This is a genomic window from Marinobacter shengliensis (assembly GCF_030297115.1).
Taxonomy (GTDB): domain Bacteria; phylum Pseudomonadota; class Gammaproteobacteria; order Pseudomonadales; family Oleiphilaceae; genus Marinobacter; species Marinobacter shengliensis.
This window is the reverse complement of record NZ_AP028062.1, coordinates 3,419,252-3,438,387: the sequence shown is the minus strand read 5'-3', so window position 1 is coordinate 3,438,387 and position 19,136 is coordinate 3,419,252. Positions and strand designations below refer to the sequence as shown.

Annotated in this window: 18 protein-coding genes; 13 read left to right on the top strand and 5 right to left on the bottom strand. The window is 59.5% G+C overall.

Annotated elements, in window-relative coordinates; all coding sequences use genetic code 11:
- Positions 1–39 precede the first annotated feature (39 nt).
- From QUE75_RS15760 to QUE75_RS15720, 9 genes are read left to right on the top strand one after another with little or no spacing between them, the layout of a single operon-like run.
- On the top strand, positions 40–555 hold the full coding sequence (locus QUE75_RS15760; RefSeq protein ID WP_058092660.1) for a Na+/H+ antiporter subunit E: 516 nt from the start codon (positions 40–42) through the stop codon (positions 553–555).
- Complete coding sequence (locus QUE75_RS15755) at positions 552–842, top strand: monovalent cation/H+ antiporter complex subunit F (protein WP_072676421.1); 291 nt, start codon at positions 552–554, stop codon at positions 840–842. Before QUE75_RS15760 ends, QUE75_RS15755 begins: the two co-directional genes overlap by 4 nt.
- Positions 835–1,155, top strand: coding sequence for a cation:proton antiporter (locus QUE75_RS15750; RefSeq protein ID WP_286251631.1), 321 nt, complete (start codon positions 835–837; stop codon positions 1,153–1,155). Before QUE75_RS15755 ends, QUE75_RS15750 begins: the two co-directional genes overlap by 8 nt.
- Positions 1,148–1,432 carry a Na(+)/H(+) antiporter subunit B gene (locus QUE75_RS15745; RefSeq protein WP_068351428.1) on the top strand — a complete coding sequence of 95 codons (285 nt, stop codon included), beginning with the start codon at positions 1,148–1,150 and terminating at the stop codon, positions 1,430–1,432. Before QUE75_RS15750 ends, QUE75_RS15745 begins: the two co-directional genes overlap by 8 nt.
- Positions 1,429–2,130: an MnhB domain-containing protein gene (locus tag QUE75_RS15740; protein ID WP_286251628.1), complete on the top strand. Its 702-nt coding sequence runs from the start codon at positions 1,429–1,431 to the stop codon at positions 2,128–2,130. The genes QUE75_RS15745 and QUE75_RS15740 overlap by 4 nt, the downstream gene beginning before the upstream one ends.
- On the top strand, positions 2,127–2,477 hold the full coding sequence (locus QUE75_RS15735) for a cation:proton antiporter subunit C (RefSeq protein ID WP_082780619.1): 351 nt from the start codon (positions 2,127–2,129) through the stop codon (positions 2,475–2,477). The genes QUE75_RS15740 and QUE75_RS15735 overlap by 4 nt, the downstream gene beginning before the upstream one ends.
- Complete coding sequence (locus tag QUE75_RS15730; RefSeq protein ID WP_286251623.1) at positions 2,474–3,940, top strand: complex I subunit 5 family protein; 1,467 nt, start codon at positions 2,474–2,476, stop codon at positions 3,938–3,940. The genes QUE75_RS15735 and QUE75_RS15730 overlap by 4 nt, the downstream gene beginning before the upstream one ends.
- Positions 3,937–5,433, top strand: coding sequence for a complex I subunit 5 family protein (locus tag QUE75_RS15725; RefSeq protein WP_286251622.1), 1,497 nt, complete (start codon positions 3,937–3,939; stop codon positions 5,431–5,433). Before QUE75_RS15730 ends, QUE75_RS15725 begins: the two co-directional genes overlap by 4 nt.
- On the top strand, positions 5,433–6,911 hold the full coding sequence (locus QUE75_RS15720; RefSeq protein ID WP_286251620.1) for a complex I subunit 5 family protein: 1,479 nt from the start codon (positions 5,433–5,435) through the stop codon (positions 6,909–6,911). Before QUE75_RS15725 ends, QUE75_RS15720 begins: the two co-directional genes overlap by 1 nt.
- On the opposite strand, the gene QUE75_RS15715 is transcribed toward QUE75_RS15720, so the two are convergent.
- Both QUE75_RS15715 and QUE75_RS15710 read right to left on the bottom strand, forming a co-directional pair.
- Entirely contained in the window at positions 6,894–8,414 is a 1,521-nt protein-coding gene (locus QUE75_RS15715; protein ID WP_286251617.1) for an FAD-binding domain-containing protein, read from the bottom strand. The two genes, QUE75_RS15720 and QUE75_RS15715, sit on opposite strands and share 18 nt — an antisense overlap.
- Positions 8,411–8,554 carry a DUF2256 domain-containing protein gene (locus QUE75_RS15710; protein ID WP_106694711.1) on the bottom strand — a complete coding sequence of 48 codons (144 nt, stop codon included), beginning with the start codon at positions 8,552–8,554 and terminating at the stop codon, positions 8,411–8,413. Before QUE75_RS15710 ends, QUE75_RS15715 begins: the two co-directional genes overlap by 4 nt.
- A gap of 69 nt (positions 8,555–8,623) precedes the next feature.
- Between QUE75_RS15710 and QUE75_RS15705 the strand changes: the two genes are divergently transcribed.
- Positions 8,624–10,312, top strand: coding sequence for an HAD family hydrolase (locus tag QUE75_RS15705; RefSeq protein WP_286251613.1), 1,689 nt, complete (start codon positions 8,624–8,626; stop codon positions 10,310–10,312).
- A 5-nt stretch (positions 10,313–10,317) separates the two neighbouring features.
- On the opposite strand, the gene QUE75_RS15700 is transcribed toward QUE75_RS15705, so the two are convergent.
- Complete coding sequence (locus tag QUE75_RS15700; protein WP_286251611.1) at positions 10,318–11,613, bottom strand: substrate-binding periplasmic protein; 1,296 nt, start codon at positions 11,611–11,613, stop codon at positions 10,318–10,320.
- A 96-nt stretch (positions 11,614–11,709) separates the two neighbouring features.
- Entirely contained in the window at positions 11,710–13,242 is a 1,533-nt protein-coding gene (locus QUE75_RS15695) for a cryptochrome/photolyase family protein (protein WP_286251609.1), read from the bottom strand.
- A gap of 183 nt (positions 13,243–13,425) precedes the next feature.
- Between QUE75_RS15695 and hemN the strand changes: the two genes are divergently transcribed.
- Positions 13,426–14,835 carry an oxygen-independent coproporphyrinogen III oxidase gene (hemN, locus tag QUE75_RS15690; protein ID WP_286251607.1) on the top strand — a complete coding sequence of 470 codons (1,410 nt, stop codon included), beginning with the start codon at positions 13,426–13,428 and terminating at the stop codon, positions 14,833–14,835.
- Between the two features lie 69 nt (positions 14,836–14,904).
- On the opposite strand, the gene QUE75_RS15685 is transcribed toward hemN, so the two are convergent.
- Positions 14,905–16,926 (bottom strand): methyl-accepting chemotaxis protein, encoded by a 2,022-nt coding sequence (locus QUE75_RS15685; RefSeq protein ID WP_286251606.1) that lies wholly within the window; start codon positions 16,924–16,926, stop codon positions 14,905–14,907.
- 283 nt (positions 16,927–17,209) lie between these two features.
- Between QUE75_RS15685 and ubiU the strand changes: the two genes are divergently transcribed.
- Positions 17,210–18,205, top strand: a complete 996-nt coding sequence (gene ubiU / locus QUE75_RS15680) for a ubiquinone anaerobic biosynthesis protein UbiU (protein ID WP_061333221.1) — start codon at positions 17,210–17,212, stop codon at positions 18,203–18,205.
- 13 nt (positions 18,206–18,218) lie between these two features.
- Positions 18,219–19,124, top strand: coding sequence for a U32 family peptidase (locus QUE75_RS15675; RefSeq protein ID WP_286251604.1), 906 nt, complete (start codon positions 18,219–18,221; stop codon positions 19,122–19,124).
- The last annotated feature ends 12 nt before the right edge of the window (positions 19,125–19,136 follow it).

Below are 19,136 nucleotides of genomic sequence, written 5' to 3'. Positions count from 1 at the left end.
CGAACCAAGACCCTGTTGAACCCCGGGACAGGAGACCCTATGCAGTCAGCGCCATCGTTACCCGCCCTAAGTTTGTTGCTTCGTGGCGCTGCGTTATTGGTGGTTTGGTGGGCGCTAACGCTCGGTGAAACGTCTGCCCTGGGCTTTGGCCTGGGGGTGACCGCGTTGGTGGCCTGGCTGTCGGTACGCCTGTTTCCCCCATCCGGTTATCACCTCCGGCCCCTCGGGCTGATGTTGTTTCTCGGCTATTTTCTCAGCCGCTCGGTGGTGGCCGGTCTGGATGTCACCCGGCGTTTGCTGTCACCGGCCTTGCCGGTTCACCCCGGTGAAATCACCCTGACCCTTTACTTGCCCGAGGGCAGCCCTCGCTGGCTGCTGGCCAACACCCTGTCCCTTATGCCCGGCACCCTGAGCGCTTTGCTTGAGGGCGATCAATTGACCCTGCACTGCCTGGATACCCGAGAGCCAGTAGAGCAGGACGTGCGGGAGACTGAGCGGCAGGTGGCGCGGGTTTTCGGGCTCTCCCTGAACGACATCGGGAGGGCGGTGCAGTGACCCTGATACTCAATGCCGTTGCGGCCTTCCTGTTGCTGACCCTGTTGATTGCCCTGATCCGCATCTGGCGGGGGCCGGAGCCGGCGGACCGGATGTTGGCATCACAACTGTTTGGCACAACCGGCGTGGCCCTGTTACTGGTGCTGTCCTATGCCCAATCCATGCCCGCACTGATGGATGTGGCGCTGACACTGGCGGTGTTGTCGGTACTCGCGATCGTGGCGTTTGTGACCCGGGTGGTGCGCATCGAACAGCCCGTGGATGATGATGGAGGCCGCCATGATTGATTCTGCCGTGATTGCGGTTCAGGTGGTGTTGTTGGTTCTCGGTTGTCTGTTTTTTGCCGTGGGCACCCTCGGCCTGTTCCGATTCTCCGACACCCTGACTCGTATCCATGCCCTGACCAAGGTGGACAACCTCGGGTTGGGCTTTATTGTGCTGGCGCTTTTGCCACTGGCGCAGTCGCTGGCGGGTGGCGTAAAAATGGTATTGATCTGGGCCGCAGCTCTGGCTGCCAGCGCAACGTCTGCGCACCTGATTGCCCGCGCCGTTCATGTGCGCCCGGAGCATTCCGCGGTTGAGGAGGCAGCTGATGATTGACTGGCTGGTGGACTCCATCTTGGTGCTGGCGCTGTTGTCGACCGCGATCGGGGTGTTGTGGTCTGCAAACCTGTTTCGGGCGGTGGTGATGTTTATCGCCTTTGGCCTGCTGATGGCACTGGCCTGGGTTCGCCTGCAGGCGCCGGACATTGCCCTGGCAGAAGCCGCCATCGGCGCCGGCCTGACCGGCGTGTTGCTGCTGGATGCGGCCAGGCATTTGGGCTACAACCGGCGTTGCGGTGGTGAAGGCAATGGCCAGGGCGGGGCGTCGGAATGATGCGTTTTTTTGGCGTTACCATCCTCGCCGCCGTGTGTCTGGCCTTTGCCGGTGCCCTGATGATCACGGTCTGGCACATTTCTGGTACCCAGGCGCCGGTCGACCTGCCCGGACTGCTGGTGGAGAACCTGGAGGCCAGTGGGGTAGAGCATCCGATCACCGCTGTGCTGTTGAACTTTCGCAGTTACGACACGCTGCTTGAGATCGGCGTGTTGGTCATCGCCGGGATTGCGGGTATCTCCATGGCGAAAACGACGTCCCTGGAAGATCCTCTCCTGCGCACTTCAGATTCCTTGTTGTATGCCCTGCAGCGCTGGTTTGTGCCGCTGATGCTGGTACTTGCCGGCTACCTGTTGTGGGCGGGTTCCGACCGCCCCGGGGGAGCTTTCCAGGCCGGGGCCGTGTTGGCGGCGTCGGGCGTGATGATGCGCCTTGGCGGGATCCCGATGGAGTTTCTGCGACCCGGCGTGTTGTTGCGTTTGGGGCTGGCCCTGGGCTTTTCCGTATTCCTTCTGGTGGCGGTGGCCAGTGCCCTGGCCGGCGATGCGTTCCTGGCGTACCCGGAAGCCTTTAACAAACCCCTGATCCTGGTCATCGAAACCGTGCTTACGTTCTCCATTGCGATGGTATTGCTGGCTCTGTTTGTGTCGGCACCGGTTAACGGCGCTGAAGAGCCGGAAGAAGGGGAGCGCGGATGACCTCGGCCTTGTTGTATGCATTCGCTGGCGTTGCCTTATGTGGTATTGGCCTGTTCGGGTTTTTGCGCCTGCAGCACCTGCTGCGCAAGTTGATGGCGTTCAACCTGATCGGTTCCGGCGTATTCCTGATCATGGTGGGCCTGGCCCAGCGCAATGGTCAGCCAGATCCTGTGCCCCAGGCCCTGGTGCTCACGGGCATTGTGGTGGCTATTGCAGCGACGGCACTGGCTGTGGTGTTAATCCGCCGGTACTACCATTTGTCAGGCCAGACTACGCTGGCTGAGCCGGCCCGGGAAAATGCCAGGCCCAAGGCTCGGGCTGTGAACCGGGAGGGTGCTCCCGAATGACCTTGTGGTTAATGGCGGGATTGTTGTTCACACCCCTGGCCTGGGCGGTGCTGACCCTGTTGCTGGATTTCAGCAAAGGCCGGGTGGTGACCTGGCTTGGAATCCTGGTGCAGGTGTTGGTGTCTCTGGGCTTGTGGGCCGCCGTGGCCAGCGACGGCGGGTTTCTTTACCTGCTTGGCGGTTGGCAGGCGCCACTGGGCATTGAGCTGCGGGTGGATGGCCTGGCGGTAACCTTTGTGTTGCTGACGGCCCTGGTCGCGGCCGCTTGCGGCTGGCACGCCAGCATCTACCTGGACCCTGGCAAGCCGTGGCACCGCTATTTCTGGCCGCTGTTCTGGTTTCTTTGGGCCGGGCTGAATGCGGTCTGGCTGGGCGGCGATCTGTTCAATCTGTATGTGGGGCTGGAGCTGATCAGCCTTGCCGCCGTGGGGCTGGTGGCGTTGGGCGGCCAGGCGGATGCACTCAGGGCTGCCATTCGCTACCTTATGGCGGCTTTGCTGGGTTCCCTGGCGTACCTGCTTGGTGTGGCCCTGATCTACGGCCAGTTTGGCACCCTGTCGCTGGCAGGTGTGACCGAGCTGATCAATAGCGGTGATGTTCAGTCGGGCCTGACCTTCCCGCTGATTCTGATGTTACTGGGCCTGGCCCTGAAAACCGCGCTGTTCCCGATGCACGGCTGGTTGCCGCCGGCCCATGGCATCGCCAAGTCGCCGGTCAGTGCGCTGTTGTCTGCGTTAGTGGTCAAAGCCTCGTTCTACATTGCAGCCAGGCTTTGGCTGGACCTGGGAGGCGACCTGGGTGGCTACGCCATGGCTCAGTTGATAGGCGTGCTGGGTAGTTTGGCGGTTATCTGGGGTAGCTGGCTGGCGTTCCGGCAGGCCAAACTGAAACAGGTAGTTGCCTATTCCTCCGTGGCGCAGATTGGCTATCTGTTTTTGCTGTTCCCGCTCACCTGGGGCGTCACCGACGCCATATCCCAACAGGCGCAACAGGGCATTACCCTGCAGGTGGTCAGCCATGCCCTGGCCAAGGCCGCGATGTTCCTGGCGGCCGGCAATCTGATCATGTCGGTAGGCAGCAACCGGGTAGATGCCCTGGCGGGTGTCAGCCGGTTCCTGCCATTTTCGCTGTTTTCCTTCGGGCTGGCCGGGGTGTCGTTGATGGGGCTGCCGCCTACCGGGGGCTTTGCAGCGAAGTGGTTGCTCCTCCAGGCCAGCCTGGCCAGTGGCCAATGGTGGTGGCTGGGGGTTCTGCTGGCCGGCGGCTTGCTTTCTGCCGCCTATGTCTTCCGGGTTTACCGGGCGTCGTTCATTGAAGCGACAGACACGGACCAGTTCTATCACCCGTCCAGGAGCCTGGAGGTGATACCGATGATCCTGGCGTTGATGTCGCTTGGCCTTGGCCTGGTGGCAGAGCCGGTGCTGTCGGTGATGTCCCTGCCGTTTGAGGGTGCTGGCCAATGACCCTGAGTGTATTAATGCCGGTTTTCGCCTTGATGACTTCGTTGCTGGCGTCGGTGGTTCTGTTCGCGCTGCCGGAGAAAGGGCATCGTCTGAGAACCATCATTAACCTGGCAGCCGCCATTCTGAAGATTGCCCTGGTTGGGTTGATGATCTGGGGTGTGGCCCAGGGGCGCGAGTACGAGGCCGCGTTCACCATGGTACCCGGTGTGGAATTCGTGCTGAGGGCCGATGCGCTGTCGATGTTGTTTGCCGGGTTGTCTGCCCTGCTGTGGTTACTGACCACCATCTATGCTGTGGGCTATCTCGAGGACTCCCCGAACCGGAGCCGGTTCTTCGGGTTCTTCAGTCTGTGTGTGGCCAGCACCATGGGTATTGCCCTGGCGGGCAACCTGTTCACCTTCTTTCTGTTCTACGAAATGCTCACCCTGTCCACCTATCCGCTGGTGGTCCATCGTGGCACGACCAAAGCGCTACGAGCCGGGCGTAACTACATCATCTACACCCTGACCGGTGGTGCGGTTTTGCTGTTTGCCATTGCCTGGCTGCACGGACTGGTGGGGGATCTCAGGTTCCAGGAAGGGGGCTACTTCTCAGACATTGACCCATCCATGCAGGGGCCTCTGACGATCATTTTCGTGCTAATGATTGTCGGACTGGGGGTAAAAGCAGCCCTGGTGCCATTCCACGGCTGGCTGCCCCAGGCAATGGTAGCGCCGGCACCGGTCAGTGCCCTGTTGCATGCCGTGGCGGTGGTGAAAGCTGGTGCCTTTGGCATTATCCGCGTGGTCTTTGAGATCTACGGGTTGGAAGCGGCCAAAGACATGGGGCTGCTGGCCGGGCTTTCGGTCGTGGCAGCCTTCACCATTATCTATGGCTCCACGCGTGCCCTGTACCAGGTTGACCTGAAACGTCGACTGGCGTTTTCAACGGTCAGCCAGGTGTCCTACATCGTGCTGGGGCTGTGCCTGTTCGGGCCCGTGGGCGTGGCCGGTGGCCTGGTGCATCTGGTGCATCAGGGCATCATGAAGATCACCCTGTTTTTCTGTGCCGGTAATTACGCTGAAACCCTCGGAGTGCACCGCATCGATGAACTGGACGGCGCCGGCAAACGCATGCCGGGCACCTCGGTGGCGTTTACCCTGGGCGCCTTTGGCATGATTGGTGCCCCACCGTTGGCGGGGTTTATTACCAAGTGGACCATGGGCAGCGGTGCACTGGCGGTCGGTATGGATTGGGTAGTGGCGGTGCTGGTGATCAGCAGCCTGCTCAATGCGGCGTATTTTCTCCCGATACTGCACCGGCTCTGGTTTGCTGAACAGTGCGAGCCGTGGCCCCACGAGCGCCGTTGGGGGCGCCTTGAAACCAGCGCCTGGCTGCTATGGCCGCCGTTGATTACTGCCGCTCTTATGCTGGTAGCCGGGCTGATTGCCAACCTGCCATTCAGCCCCCTGAGTTGGGCTGAGTTGATTGTGGCAAGGGAGGTGGCGCTGTGATGTTTGCGTCAAACCTCTTGCTGTTGTTGGCGATTATCCTGCCGCTGGCCTCGTTGTTACTGGCGCTGCGACCCGATTGGCAGCAGGCTTATCGTTACTGTTTGCCCTTGTTGCCCTTGCCCGCCTTGTTGGCAGGCCTGACATTGGGGCCAGACGCGTCCCTTGAACTGCCGGGGCTGCTGTTAGGCGGCCGGTGGGGGCTGGATGAGCTGCGCCAGGTATTCCTGGTTCTGACGGCAACGCTTTGGCTGGTGGCCGGTGTCTTCGCCGTCGGCTATCTGAAGGTACATTACCTGCGGCGTTTCTGTGTGTTCTGGGCGCTCACCCTGGCCGGGAATCTGGGGCTGGTGATGGCCCAGGATATTGCCAGCTTCTATAGCTTCTTCGCCCTGATGACCTTTGCCGGTTATGGCCTGGTGGTGCACGAGGGAACGGGAGAGGCCAACCACGCGGGGCGCGTCTACCTGGCCATGGCGGTGGTGGGTGAAATGGCCATTCTGTCGGGCCTTCTGATGGCCGCACAACAGGCCGGTAGTGGCTTGTTGGCCGATCTGCCTGCCGCCGTGGCGGAGGCCGACCGGCGCTGGTTGATCATGTTCCTGTTGTTGGCGGGATTCGGGGTGAAGGCGGGCCTGCCACTGCTGCATTTCTGGTTGCCCCTGGCGCACCCGGTCGCGCCGACGCCAGCCAGTGCGGTGCTCAGTGGCGCCATGATCAAAGCCGGCCTGTTGGGTTGGCTGGTCACTTTGCCGTTTGGTGAGGTGTCTTTGCCGGATTGGGGCAATGCGCTGGTGATCCTGGGCGCTGTCGGTTCCCTGGGTGGTGCTGTGCTGGGTGTGCGCCAGCGGCGCCCGAAAACCGTGTTGGCCTATTCCAGCATTAGCCAGATGGGCCTGATGACACTGATGGTGGGCGCAGCGCTGGCCAATACCGAGTATGCGGGCCCGCTGTTTGCGGTGATGGCGCTGTACGTGCTGCATCATGGCCTGGCCAAAGGTAGCTTGTTCCTCTCTACTGCCATGGCGTTGCCGGCGGGACGGGGTGGTCAATGGCTGTTGTGGCTGATGATCGCATTGCCGGGGCTGTCGCTGGCGGGGCTGCCGTTTACCAGTGGCGCTGCCAGCAAGCTGGCCATGAAGGAACTGCTCAAGCCGGGCAACTTCGAGTTTGCGATGGCACCCTACCTGCCCATGCTGATGAGTGCAGGTGCCGTGGCCACCATGCTGCTGGTATGGCGTTTTTTGTGGGTGCAGCGGGCAGCTGCCAGTGTTGGCAGCAATCCTGCGTTTATGTGTCTGGGCTGGGGCCTGGCCACGGCTGGCAGTCTGGTACTGTTCTGGTGGTTGCCCTGGCCCGGGGCCGTGCAGGATAAAGCCTGGCTAGCCACCATGGTTCATGAGGCCTGGAGCCTGTTCTGGCCCATTCTGGCGGCCACGGTTATCGCGGCGCTGGCCTGGCGTTCAGTCAAACAGCGATAGCTGGTTGTCCGGCGGCGGCTGGCTTGCCGGTTTCGGCCGTGTTTGATGCGGCCCCTTGCGGCTGCCGTGGCGGTGCAGCACCCGGCCAGTCTCTTCCCGGCTGACGTGTTGTTTTCGGAAGTCGCCCACCGCTTTGCGCGCCGCCCGGGCCGCCTGTTCATGGTCACATACCGGCGCAATGTAGGTGTTGCCGCCGAACTTCGCTTTCTGGGCGGGTGTCATTAACCAAGGGGTATGGATCATTTCTTCGGGAACCCCGGCCAGCTCCGGAATCCAGCGGCGGATAAACTCGCCGTGCGGGTCCAGCTTCTGGCTTTGCAGCACCGGATTATAGATGCGCAGGGCGTTGATGCCGGTCAGGCCGGATTGCATCTGGGTCTGGGAATAGTGAATGCCCGGCTCGAAATCGGTAAACAGTCGCGCCAGGTGCAGGGCAGGTTCACGCCAGTGCAACCACAGTTGGTAGCTGGCTACCGCCATCAGCATTGCCCGCATTCGGAAATTGAGCCAGCCGGTGTGTTGCAGGCTGCGCATGCAGGCATCCACCAGAGGCCAACCGGTTTGACCTTGTTGCCAGCGCTGCAGCCGTTCGGAATCGTTCGGCCCGGTTTTCATGCCCTCCAGTTCCCGGTGCATGGCGCGAAATTCCAGCTCCGGTTCGTCTTCGAGTTTCTGGATAAAATGACAATGCCAGTGCAACCGGGAGCGAAAGCTGGTCAGGCTTTTCTGTTTCCGGGGCAGGGTATTACGGTGAATGCCGGCATCCTTGGCCTGTTGGTAAATTTCTCGGAGGCTGACCGTGCCATAGGCGATATGAGGGCTCAGCCGGGAGCAGGCGCGCACGGCGGTATTGGGGCTGGAAATATTGTACTGGTAACCCACGCAGCGGCGCTCAAGAAACGACGCCAGTAACGTCTCGCCGCGAATGCTGCCACCAGTTTGTCGATCCGGGCACCGGTCTGCTGCGGTGGCGCCGGGTTCGATACCGCGCCAGGCTACACCTTGGATGGCGCCGGCAAACGGCACGGAGCCAGGTGCCTCAAGTACGGGCTGCCGCATCAGTTCTGTCCAGGCTTTGTCCCATATGTCCCGGTCTTTGAGCCGGCGTACCACCCCGAACTGGTTCCACTCCCTGAACTCAATCTGGTTGTCGGAGCACCACTTTATAACCGCTTTGTCGCGCTCGAAGGTCCATTGCCCACCGGTTTCCTGATGGCAAAACACACGCTCAATGGCATGGCTTGCCTTAAGCTCTCTCAGGGCTGCGATGACGGACCCTCGCAACACTACCAGTTGGTTGCCCGCTTTGCGCAACTGCTTATCGAGGTCATCCAGGGAATCCTGGATAAAACACCATTGGCGCCCGCTGGTATCCGGTTGCTGCCAATAGTTGTCTTCAATCACGTACAGTGCAATAACCGGCTCACCCAGATTGGCGGCCGCTACCAGCGGGGCGTGATCGCGGGTGCGCAAATCCCGCTTGAACCAGACCACGGTGGTCATGGCTGCAGGCTCCGGTTACGGCGGCACCGTTCGCTGCAATAGCGAACCTGGTCCCAGTCTTTTGCCCATTTCTTGCGCCAGCTGAAGGGGCGCTGGCACACCGGGCAGGTTTTCTCGGGCAAGTGTGGTTTTTTGTGCATTCGCGACTTTTGGTTTTAACTGAATGAATGTGGGCAGATATACGTGACTGAAACGGCAAAGGTTTTGTTATGACCACACTGAACGAAGGCATTCAACCCCCCTCGGTTCTGATCTTTGACTGGCACGGCACTTTGGTGGACACCCACGATGCCATGTTCAGCGCCATGGAAGATATGTTGCCGCAGCTGGAAGATCTGGGGCTGGTGGAAAAGTTGCTGCCGGAGGAGCTATGCCGCACACAGGATGATGCCCGGCTGGTGCGTTACATCCGTATCTTCCGGCGCCTGCACCCGAGGATTCTGGCGGAGCGGCGGGTGTCCAGAACCGATATCTTCAATGCCATCTTCGGTGATAACAAAGCGGCCAAGCTGGTTGCCCACGAAGCCTACAACAACGCCTACCGGAAATATTTTGGCCAGGTGAAGCCCTTTCAGCCGGGTGCCTATGAGTACCTGTGCGCGCTGAAAGCCATGGGCATCAAACTGGCGGTATCGACCAACCGCAACCGGGAGTTTCTGGACAAGGAACTGGAAACGGTAGATGAGGGCCGATGGCACCATCTGTTCGACGCAACGGTATGCGCCGATGATGTAACCGAATACAAGCCCGACCCTCAGGTGATTCTCAAAACTCTGGAGAAGCTGGGTCTACCAGCAGATGCCCGGGCCTGGTATGTGGGCGATAGCTATGTCGATATGCTCACCTCTCACAGTGCCGGGGTGTCCGGCGTGTTCTACAACGGCGCCTGCTGGGAGCCAGACCGGATTTCGAGCTGGTTCACCTCCCGGGATGCACCGGCGGCAGTGCTGGACAGTTTTGAAGACCTGATGGATTTGCTGGCGTTGCTGGAGCGGGAACAGCCTGAGGCGTTCGCCGCCAGCCCGGCGGAAGTGCGCCCGAAGCCCTTCCCGCCACCCGAACGGCCGGAGCCCCGTATTGAGCCGGATTGGCACCCGGCGTTGGTGAAGCTGATTCGCCCGGCGGTGGTGTTGTTCGACTGGCATGCCACCCTGGTGGACACCCTGGACGCCATGTACCACGCGGTAGACGATATGCTGCCGGATTTCCACACGCTGGGGCTGATGAACCGGATGGTGGCGCCGGAAGACAGCAAAACTCCGGAAGATGCCCGGCTGGTGGCCTATGTACGGGAGTACGCCAAGTTGCACCCCAAGGTAAAGGCAGACCGGAAAATCTCCCGCACCGATATTTTCGAGGTGCTGTTTGGGGACGATCAGCAAGCCAAGCAGGTTGCCCACAAGGCGTTTAACCACCACTACCGAAAGCACTACGGCACGGTGAAGGCCTTTGAGCCGAAAGTCCGGGAAGTATTGGAGGGGCTGCGACGACTGGGCATGCAGGTGGGCGTGATCACCAACCGGGATAGGGAGTTCTTTGAGCACGAGCTGGCGGCGGTGGAAGACACCGGTTGGACCCATCTGTTCGATGTGGATGTGTGCGGTGACGACACGCCCCTGAGAAAACCGCACCCGGATCAGTTACTGCTGGCGGTGCAGAAACTGGATTACCCGCCGGACCCGAGTGTGTGGTACGTGGGAGATTCTACTACCGATGTGATTGCCGCGAAGCGGGCAGGTATGACGTCGGTGTTCTTCAACGGTGCCCAGTGGGACTTGCCCTGGCTGAACCGGATTTTTCCGGGCACTCACAAACACCCGGACAAACCGGACGTGGTGGTCAATGATTTTTCCGAGTTCTGGGCTTTGGTGCTGGCCTGTGAGCTGGGGCCGGCCTGAGGGTGTTACTCGGCTACCGGTAACTCCATGGGGACCTGCTCAGAACGAGCCCGCGCCAGCCGTTCGTAGTTGTGCAGCGCCTTTTCGATGGCCAACCCCATGGCCAGAATACCTTCCAGGCCGTTATTCGGCTCTTTCAGGGGGATGGGCACACTGACGATAATCTGGAACTGGCGGGTAGACGCATCGTAGCGAATGGGTGATATCCACAAATCGGATTTGCGCTCCATACCACGTTCGGTTTCAACGGCAATTTCCTGGAACTTTGGCTCGTCGCCCTGCCAGTAATCGGATGACAGCTGACTCATGGCAACCAATGCGCCCTTGTTGTCGGTCAGCAAAAGTTCCGTTACCAATCCGCCTTGCTCGTCTTGCCACTGCTTCAGGGCCTGAGATGCCGGTAGCCCGAGTATCTCAGAGGCCAAGGGTGTCGGTTGCTCAGGGGCGAGAGCCTGCCAGAGGGTGTCCTGGGTGAGAATCTCTGTGAAGCTGTCGTAGACTGGCCCCTGATGAATTGCCTGAGCCAGATTCAGACGTTGCTCCAGGTCTTGTATGAGCCCCCTGGCTTGCCCTGCTACATGCTGATACTCATCTGCAGACAGCAGCATGTGCTGCTCCATACACGCCGGCAATTGACGGTTGAATCGGGTCAGGACCCCCGGGTGTTCGCTGACAAATCGTCGGTTGAGATAGAGGTGCAGCGGGGCGTAACGAAGGAATTCCCGGTTCAGCGTTTGGCCAAGTGCCAGTGAGTCTTCGCGCAGTGTCTCCATCACCTGTTGATCCATCAGTGCAAGGTCAATTCGTTGGCGTTTCAGCAAAGCCGGTAATTGTTCGGTTGAACTGACGGTCACAAACGGCTCAAAGCCGTTCTGGATGAGCCAGACTTCTTCGTTGCTGCCACCGACAACACCGATTTTTGCAGTTGTCGGGTCAGGGCGTTGGCCAAGGTAAAACCAGTACCATTTTTCCAATGCCACCGGGTGGCTGATATCCGCTGCCTCATCCATATCGGGTGATGGATCTACGGCAAAGTAGCCATCCACGAGTTGACGCTGCAGTGCGAAGCGGGCGCGGTTCTGGGGCATCAGGCGAATGTTTACCTGCGCCCCCGCATGTTCCATGGCGCATCGAACGGTCTCGACCGTTTCCCCGGTCACCTCCGGGCCGCCTGGGATCGGGTTGGCCTGCTGGTAGGGGGGAGAGTCAAATGTATATAAACTGAATGTTTCATGGTCTGCAGCAACTGTCCACGGAATCAAGGTGAACAGTAATCCTGCTGCTATGGGCCTGATAGACATGCCGGACTCCAGCGTCCTTATTGCTGACAATTTGCCGATGGATACAGCATAGCAGTCAACCGGCTTATTTTCTCTTAGCTGTTTTTCCCAGGTAGGTTACAGTTGCTCAAGATTGGCAAGCAGCCACTCCCCGCGGCTGAGAATGGCACGGCGCCGCTCATCTGGCTGTTTATCCCAGTTCCGATACATCATGGCCATGCGCGGATTGTTGGCAAAGTCATCCCGATGGCGGTCGATAAAATGCCAGTAAAGTGCATTAAACGGGCAGGCTTTCTCTCCAGTGGCATCTTGCACCCGGTAATGGCAGTTCTGGCAGTGGTCCGACATGCGCTGGATGTATTTGCCACTGGCGGCGTAGGGTTTGGAGCCCAGATAGCCGCCATCGGCGTGTATCACCATGCCCAGTGTATTGGGCAGTTCCACCCAGTCGAAGGCGTCGATGTAGACCGCCAGGTACCAGTCACAGATGTCCTCCGGATGTATGCCGGCCAGCAGGGCGAAGTTGCCGGTCACCATCAGGCGCTGGATGTGATGGGCGTAGGCGTTTCTGGCGGTGGCATCAATGGCTTTGTGCATACAGCGCATTTTGGTTTCACCGGTCCAGTAGAACCAGGGCAGGCTGCGCTGGTTGTTCAGCCGGTTCTCTTTGGCGTAACCCGGCATCAGAAGCCAGTAAATGCCGCGAACAAACTCGCGCCAGCCGATGATCTGGCGGATAAACCCCTCTGCCGCGTTCAGTGGCGCCCGCCCGGAATACCACGCTTGTGCCACCGCCTGGCAAACGTCCGTCGGGTCCAGTAATCCGGTGTTCAGATAGGGGGACAGGATGGAATGGAACAACCAGTCTTCGTGGTCGGACAGCGCATCCTGATAGTCACCGAAACAGGGCAGGGCGAAGTCGATAAAGTGTTCCAGAGCTGCCTGGGCCTGGTCCGCCGTGACGGCAAAATGGAAGTCCTCTGAGGTGCCGAAATGGTCGGGAAAGTACTCCTCTACCAGCTGGATCACCTCTCGGGTAACCGAATCCGGCTCCACGCGAAACGGTGCCGGCGCGGGCGGTTTGCCGGACCATTTCTTTCGATTGTCGGAATCGAAATTCCACTGGCCACCCTCCGGTTTGCCTTCGGGTGTCATCAGCAGGCCGGTTTTTTTGCGCATTTCCCGGTAGAAGAATTCCATGCGCAGTTGTTTGCGACCCTTGGCCCAGTCGGCGAACTCCTGTTTGCGGCACGCAAAGCGGGTGTCTGGCCGAATCTCCACTGGAATACCCAGGTGTTCGTGCCACTGGCTGATCTGCGAGTGCAGCCGCCATTCACCGCACTCGGTGGTGATCAGTCTCTCGGGCCTGTGCTCTGCGGCGAGCTTTGAAACGACCGCTTCCAGGGATTGTTCCGGGTTATCCGGATGGTAGTGCTGGTAATGCACGTGCCAACCTTGTTGTTCCAGTTCCCGGGCGAAGTGGCGCATGGCGCTGAAAATATATATCAGCTTTTTCTTGTGGTGATTGGTGTAGCTGGCCTCGTCATGGACTTCGGCCATCACCACCCGATCGTTGTCTTTATCTGCGTCTTCGAGTGCAGAAAGCTGGAGGCTCAGCTGGTCGCCGAGAATCAGAATCAGGTTGGCCATGGCATCGGCTCCGGTGTTGGCATTATCCCAAAGGGGTAGGCTGAATACGCCATGGGCGCAAGGGTGGTTCAGTGCCTATGCTGATAGACTCCAGATGATACGCATCAACTGATGCTCGGGGCCGATAGGGCATAATGGGTGCTTTCCGGCTTGCCGACCTTTTCTGACGACAGAGTTTTAACTATGGCTTCCAACAACGCTGCAGAAAACAACCTGCCCGCCTTCATCTGGGATGAGGCACTGATACGCCGCTACGACCTCAGTGGTCCCCGCTATACGTCCTATCCCACGGCGGTCGAGTTCACCCAGAAGTATGGCATCGAAGACATGGTGAAGGCCGCCGGCCGCAGCAAGGCGTCTGGTGGCCCTATCTCTTTGTACACGCACCTGCCGTTCTGCGCGCACCTTTGCTACTACTGTGCCTGCAACAAGGTGATCACCAAAAAGCGCGATAAGGCCATGCCTTACGTAGAGCGAGTGCTGAAAGAAGCTGCTATCCAGTCAAAACTGTTCGGGGCGGACCGCCCGGTGCAACAGTTGCATTGGGGCGGCGGCACGCCAACGTTCTTGCCCCGGGATGTGATGCAGCATCTGATGGCCGGTTACTCTGAACTGTTTAACCTGCAATCTGGTGATGAGCGGGATTACAGCGTCGAGATTGACCCTCGGGAAGTGGACCAGGATACCCTGTCGACCCTGTGGGAGCTGGGCTTTAATCGCATCAGCCTCGGCGTTCAGGACGTAAACCCGGAAGTGCAAAAGGCGGTTAACCGTATTCAGCCCAAGGACATGACCGAGGCGGTTTTGAACGAAGCCCGTCGCATTGGTTTCCGTTCCATTAACCTGGACCTGATCTACGGCCTGCCGTACCAGACCCCGGAAAGTTTTGCACAAACCCTGGAATCGGTGATCGAGATGTCCCCGGACAGGCTCTCCGTGTTCAGCTACGCGCACCTGCCGGACCGCTTCTACCCGCAAACCCGGATTCAGGCCGACACTCTGCCAAGCCCGCAGCAGAAGCTGACCATTCTGCATAACACCATCAACCGCCTGCTGGAAGCCGGTTACGAATACATCGGCATGGACCACTTCGCCAAGCCGGACGACAGCCTGGCCGTGGCCCAGCGGGAAGGCCGGCTGCACCGGAACTTCCAGGGCTACACCACGCATTCGGATTGCGATTTGGTGTCTCTGGGAGTGTCTGCCATCGGCCAGACTGACGACGCCTATTTCCAGAACAACCATGATTTGCCGTCCTGGGAAGCCTCAATTGATGCCGGGCAACTGGCGATCGTTCGCGGCGTTGGCCTGAGCCGGGATGACCGGATTCGCCGGTGGGTGATCGGCCAGCTGATCTGCCAGTTCCGCCTGGATCGCAAACAGTTTGCAGACAAATGGAGCGAAGACTTCGATCGGTACTTCGCGGATGAACTGAACCGCCTGAAGCCGATGATCCAGGACGAACTGATTGGCGATGATGGCGGTGCACTTCAGGTGCAGCCCGCCGGCCGGTTGCTGATTCGGGCCATCTGCCAGATCTTCGATATGTACCGCAAGGAAGGTGCCAGCCAGCGGTTCTCGCGGATTATCTGACCGGGTTTGCTGTAAACAGAACCAACAAGGGCTGCCAAATGGCAGCCCTTGTTGGTTTGACTTGATGAATTAGCTAGCCACTTTGAACTCGTTGGCCAGGTCTTGAAGCTTGCGGGCAAGCCTGGCCTGCTCTTGAGTCACCTGATTAATCTCCTGTGATCCGGTCAGCGTCAGAATGGCCGCTTCGCTGACCGTCTCCATACTGCCTGCCAGTTCACGTGTCACCGCGACTTGCTGTTCCGATGCAGTGGCAATCTGGGTGGCCATGTCGGAGATGCTATTTACGTCCGTCAGGATGTCCGCGAAGGTTTTTTCCATCTCAGAGGCCTGTTCGCTGGTCTGGTTGGCGAGCTTGTGGCTGGCAACAATGGATCGGCTGGCGCTGTCGGTAATGTTCTTGAAGCCGTTGATGATGTCTTCAATCTGGGTAGTCGATTCATGAGTTTGTTGGGCCAGGGTCCGTACCTCATCGGCCACCACTGCAAAGCCGCGACCGTGCTCGCCAGCCCGTGCCGCCTCGATGGCAGCATTCAGAGCCAGAAGGTTGGTCTGGTCCGCCACTTTACGTATGACATCCACCACTTCACTGATGGTGCCGCTGCGTTCCTCCAGTTCTTCGATCACCTGATTCACTTCCTGAACCGATTGCGCCAGGGTGCGGATTTGCTTAACGCTTGAGTGCAGTACCTGCTCACCGGTCCGGCTCTTCTCCATGGCACTGTTGGAAGCGTCCGCAACCTGTTGGGTGTTTTGGGAGATTTCCTCCGAGGTGGCGGACATTTCTTCGGTGGCGGCAGCAACCTGCTCAATCTGCTGTTGCTGGTTCTTGATCTGGCCGGAATTCTGGCCCGCGGTGGAGCTGGTTTCTTCGGTGGCGGTGGCCAGTTGCACGCTGGCCTTATCGATCTGCATCAGGGCTTCGCTGAACCGGCCGAAAAGTTCGTTGACCGCCTTGGCAATAGTGCCGGTTTCGTCCTGGCTGGACACCGGGATATGCCGTGTCAGGTCTTTGTTGTCCATGGCATAACGAACGCCAGACAACAATGCGGCTACCTGGTTATGGATGGCGTGGATGATCACCAGCATCAGCAAGATCACGATAATGATGGCACCGCCTGCAATCGTAGAGGCGCCAATAAGTGCCTTGCGGGCATCACCTACCGCTTCGGTAGCCGCGGCTTCCACTTGGGCCAGCATCTGGCTGCGGATACGGTTGATGGCTTCAATTCGTCTGGTTGCTGCGGTGAACCACTCGCCGGGGTCCAGGGCATACATGCCAGACGGACTGCTCAGCAGGGTTTCACGCTGGCTCCGGAACTCGCGGCTTACCGGCAGGTTTGCCAGTTGGGAGATGTCTCCCCGAAGTTCTGAATCGCTTGGCAACATGCTGATGGCCGCATTCAGATAGGCATCCTGTTGGCCACTCATGCCGGTTACCCGCCCGAGCGTCGGCAAGTCAAAGTCTCCGGATCGAATCAGTGCCGCACCGTTGGCGCGTTCCCGTCCTGCCATTTCCACGGCCTCTGCCAGTGCAAAGTAGCCGTTGATCTGGCGGCTCAGGTCGGCGTCGGTTGAGCGGCGTACCAGAAGGGGAACCCGGTCAACCATTTCCATGATCATCGTGGTGTACTGGCTGGCGGAATCGGCACCGTTGATGTTGCGGTTGTCGATGCCCTGGCGAAGCCTGCCAAGGCCGGACAGCTGCTGCTCAAGACGGTCAATACTGGCTTTGATCGCGCCATCAAATTCAGTGTCAGCCACCAGGGCCCGGAGCCCGTCGCGGTAGGTTCGCAGGCTTCGGTCTGTGTCCTGCCGTTGGGAATCCAGCTCGCGCTTTGCCTGTTGCTCACCACCGGAACCGGCCGCGCTCGATAGCAGAACGGCGGAACGGCCCCGTTCCTTCTGCAGGGACTCGACCAGAGGGTCACCCAGTTCTGCCAGGTTCACCATGGCCTGTAACTGGCGCATGTTGCCCAGCTCATCCGCGTTACGGCTGATACTGAAAGCGGCAAAGAAAACGATGACCAGCAGGGCCGGAAGCACGAGGGTAATGAGCTTGCCCCGCATGGAGAGGTTATTAAGGAATGACATGGAAGATCCCCTTCACTGAATTAATTCGTCCATTGTGGGCAAGTGTAGCAGCCGAGGGTATTCACGAATCGGGGTAGCTGATGGGGTAGGTTGGGCTTTGTAAGTGCCTGTAAAGTAATGCTATCTGTATGGCCTGGTTAGAAAAAATGGTCCTGTACGGGCAACTGCGTAGAGTACTGCTTTTGGGGTAGAAGGCGGTTATCGCCCGCTCCGCTGACAAAGGTCAAGGTGCCTTAGTGGCTTGGCGGGTATGGTGCCGGCACGTCTTTCAGCGGAGAAAACCATGGAACTTGTCTGCCCCGCCGGTAGCCTTCCCGCACTGAAAACCGCCGTCGATAACGGCGCCGATGCGGTGTACTTCGGCTTTCGCGACAGCACCAATGCCCGCCAGTTTGCTGGTCTGAACTTCAACGAAAAGCGCGCAGGGGAGGGCATTGAATACGCCCACTCCAAGGGCAGCCGGGTATTCTGTGCCATCAATACCTATCCGCAGCCTGATGGCTGGGAACAATGGAAGGGTGCGGTGGACCGCGCCGCGAACCTGGGTGTGGACGCCATCATCCTGGCCGATATGGGCTTGCTGGAGTACGCCGCCAGCAAATATCCGGACACCCCTCGCCATTTGTCGGTACAGGGCTCGGCTACCAGCCACGAAGCTCTCTCTTTTTATAAAGACAACTTCGATATCCGCCGCGCGGTTCTGCCACGGGTGCTTTCCATTGACCAGGTGAGGGGCGTGGCCAAACACAGCCCGGTGGAGCTGGAAGTGTTCGCCTTCGGCAGTCTGTGCATTATGGCGGAGGGCCGTTGTTATCTGTCTTCCTATCTCACCGATGAGTCTCCCAACACACGAGGCGCCTGCTCGCCCGCCAAAGCCGTGCGCTGGCAGGAAACCCCGCAAGGTCTCGAATCCCGCCTGAACGATGTCTTGATCGACCGTTATGGCCAGGGCGAGTCGGCCGGTTACCCGACCCTGTGCAAGGGCCGCTTTGAAGTGGAGGGCAGTGTCTATCACGCCATTGAAGAGCCGGTCAGCCTCAATACCCTGGACCTGCTGCCAGAGCTAAAAGAGCTGGGTATCAGCGCGGTGAAGATCGAGGGGCGCCAACGCAGCCCCGCCTACATTGCCGACGTGGCCCGCACCTGGCGCCAGGCGCTGGATCGGCTGGAAGCAACACCGGGCGTGTTTTCTGTAGAGAGCCAGTGGAATCAGACGCTGGCCGGGCTGTCCGAGGGTGGCCTGACCACCATTGGCGCCTATCACCGCAAGTGGAAATAAGGTTCAGCTGATCATGATGAAACTATCCCTTGGCCCGATTCTGTGGTTCTGGTCCAAGCAGTCCGTGTTCGACTTCTACGCCAAGGCCGCTGAATGGCCGGTAGATATCATTTATCTTGGCGAGGTGGTCTGTTCCCGTCGCCGGGAACTGAAGCCGGATGACTGGCTTGACCTGGCCCGGGACCTGAGAGCCTGCGGCAAGAACGTGGTGCTTTCCACCCTCACGCTGATTGAATCCGAAGCCGACCTGCGCCGCCTGCGCCGGTTCTGCGAACAGGATGATTTCCTGGTGGAAGCCAACGACCAGAGCGCCCTGCAGGTGGCCATCCGTAACAAGATCCCTTTTGTTACCGGCCCCTCCATGAACATCTACAACACCGCCACCCTGAAAATCCTGGCCAGACAGGGACTGCAAGGCTGGAACCTGCCGGTGGAACTCGGGAAGGAAACCCTGGAACAGCTGATCAGGGAATTGAAAGCCGAAGGCCTGGATCTGCCCGCCGAGGTATTCTCCTGGGGCTTCCTGCCGCTGGCCTGGTCGTCCCGTTGCTTCACCGCCCGGCATTACAACCTGCCCAAGGACAACTGCGAGTTCCGCTGTTTGGAGCATCCGGATGGCATGGAGCTGCGCTCCCGGGAAAACCAGGAGTTGTTCCGCCTGAACGGCATTTCGACCCTGTCTGGTTCCCGCTATGACCTGATGCGGGAGCTGCCGGATATGGAACGAATGGGCGTGAGCACCGTGCGCCTGAGTCCGGAGCATCAGGGCATGGATGAGGTAGTCAAACGTTTTGACCGGGTACGCCGGGGGGAAGTGCCGGCCACCGACCCACTGCAGCTGGTGGAAGCGCCGCCGTGCAACGGGTATTGGTATGGCAGGCCGGGTATGGAATTGGTGCAGGACCCTGGACTACAATAAACTTTTAATTGC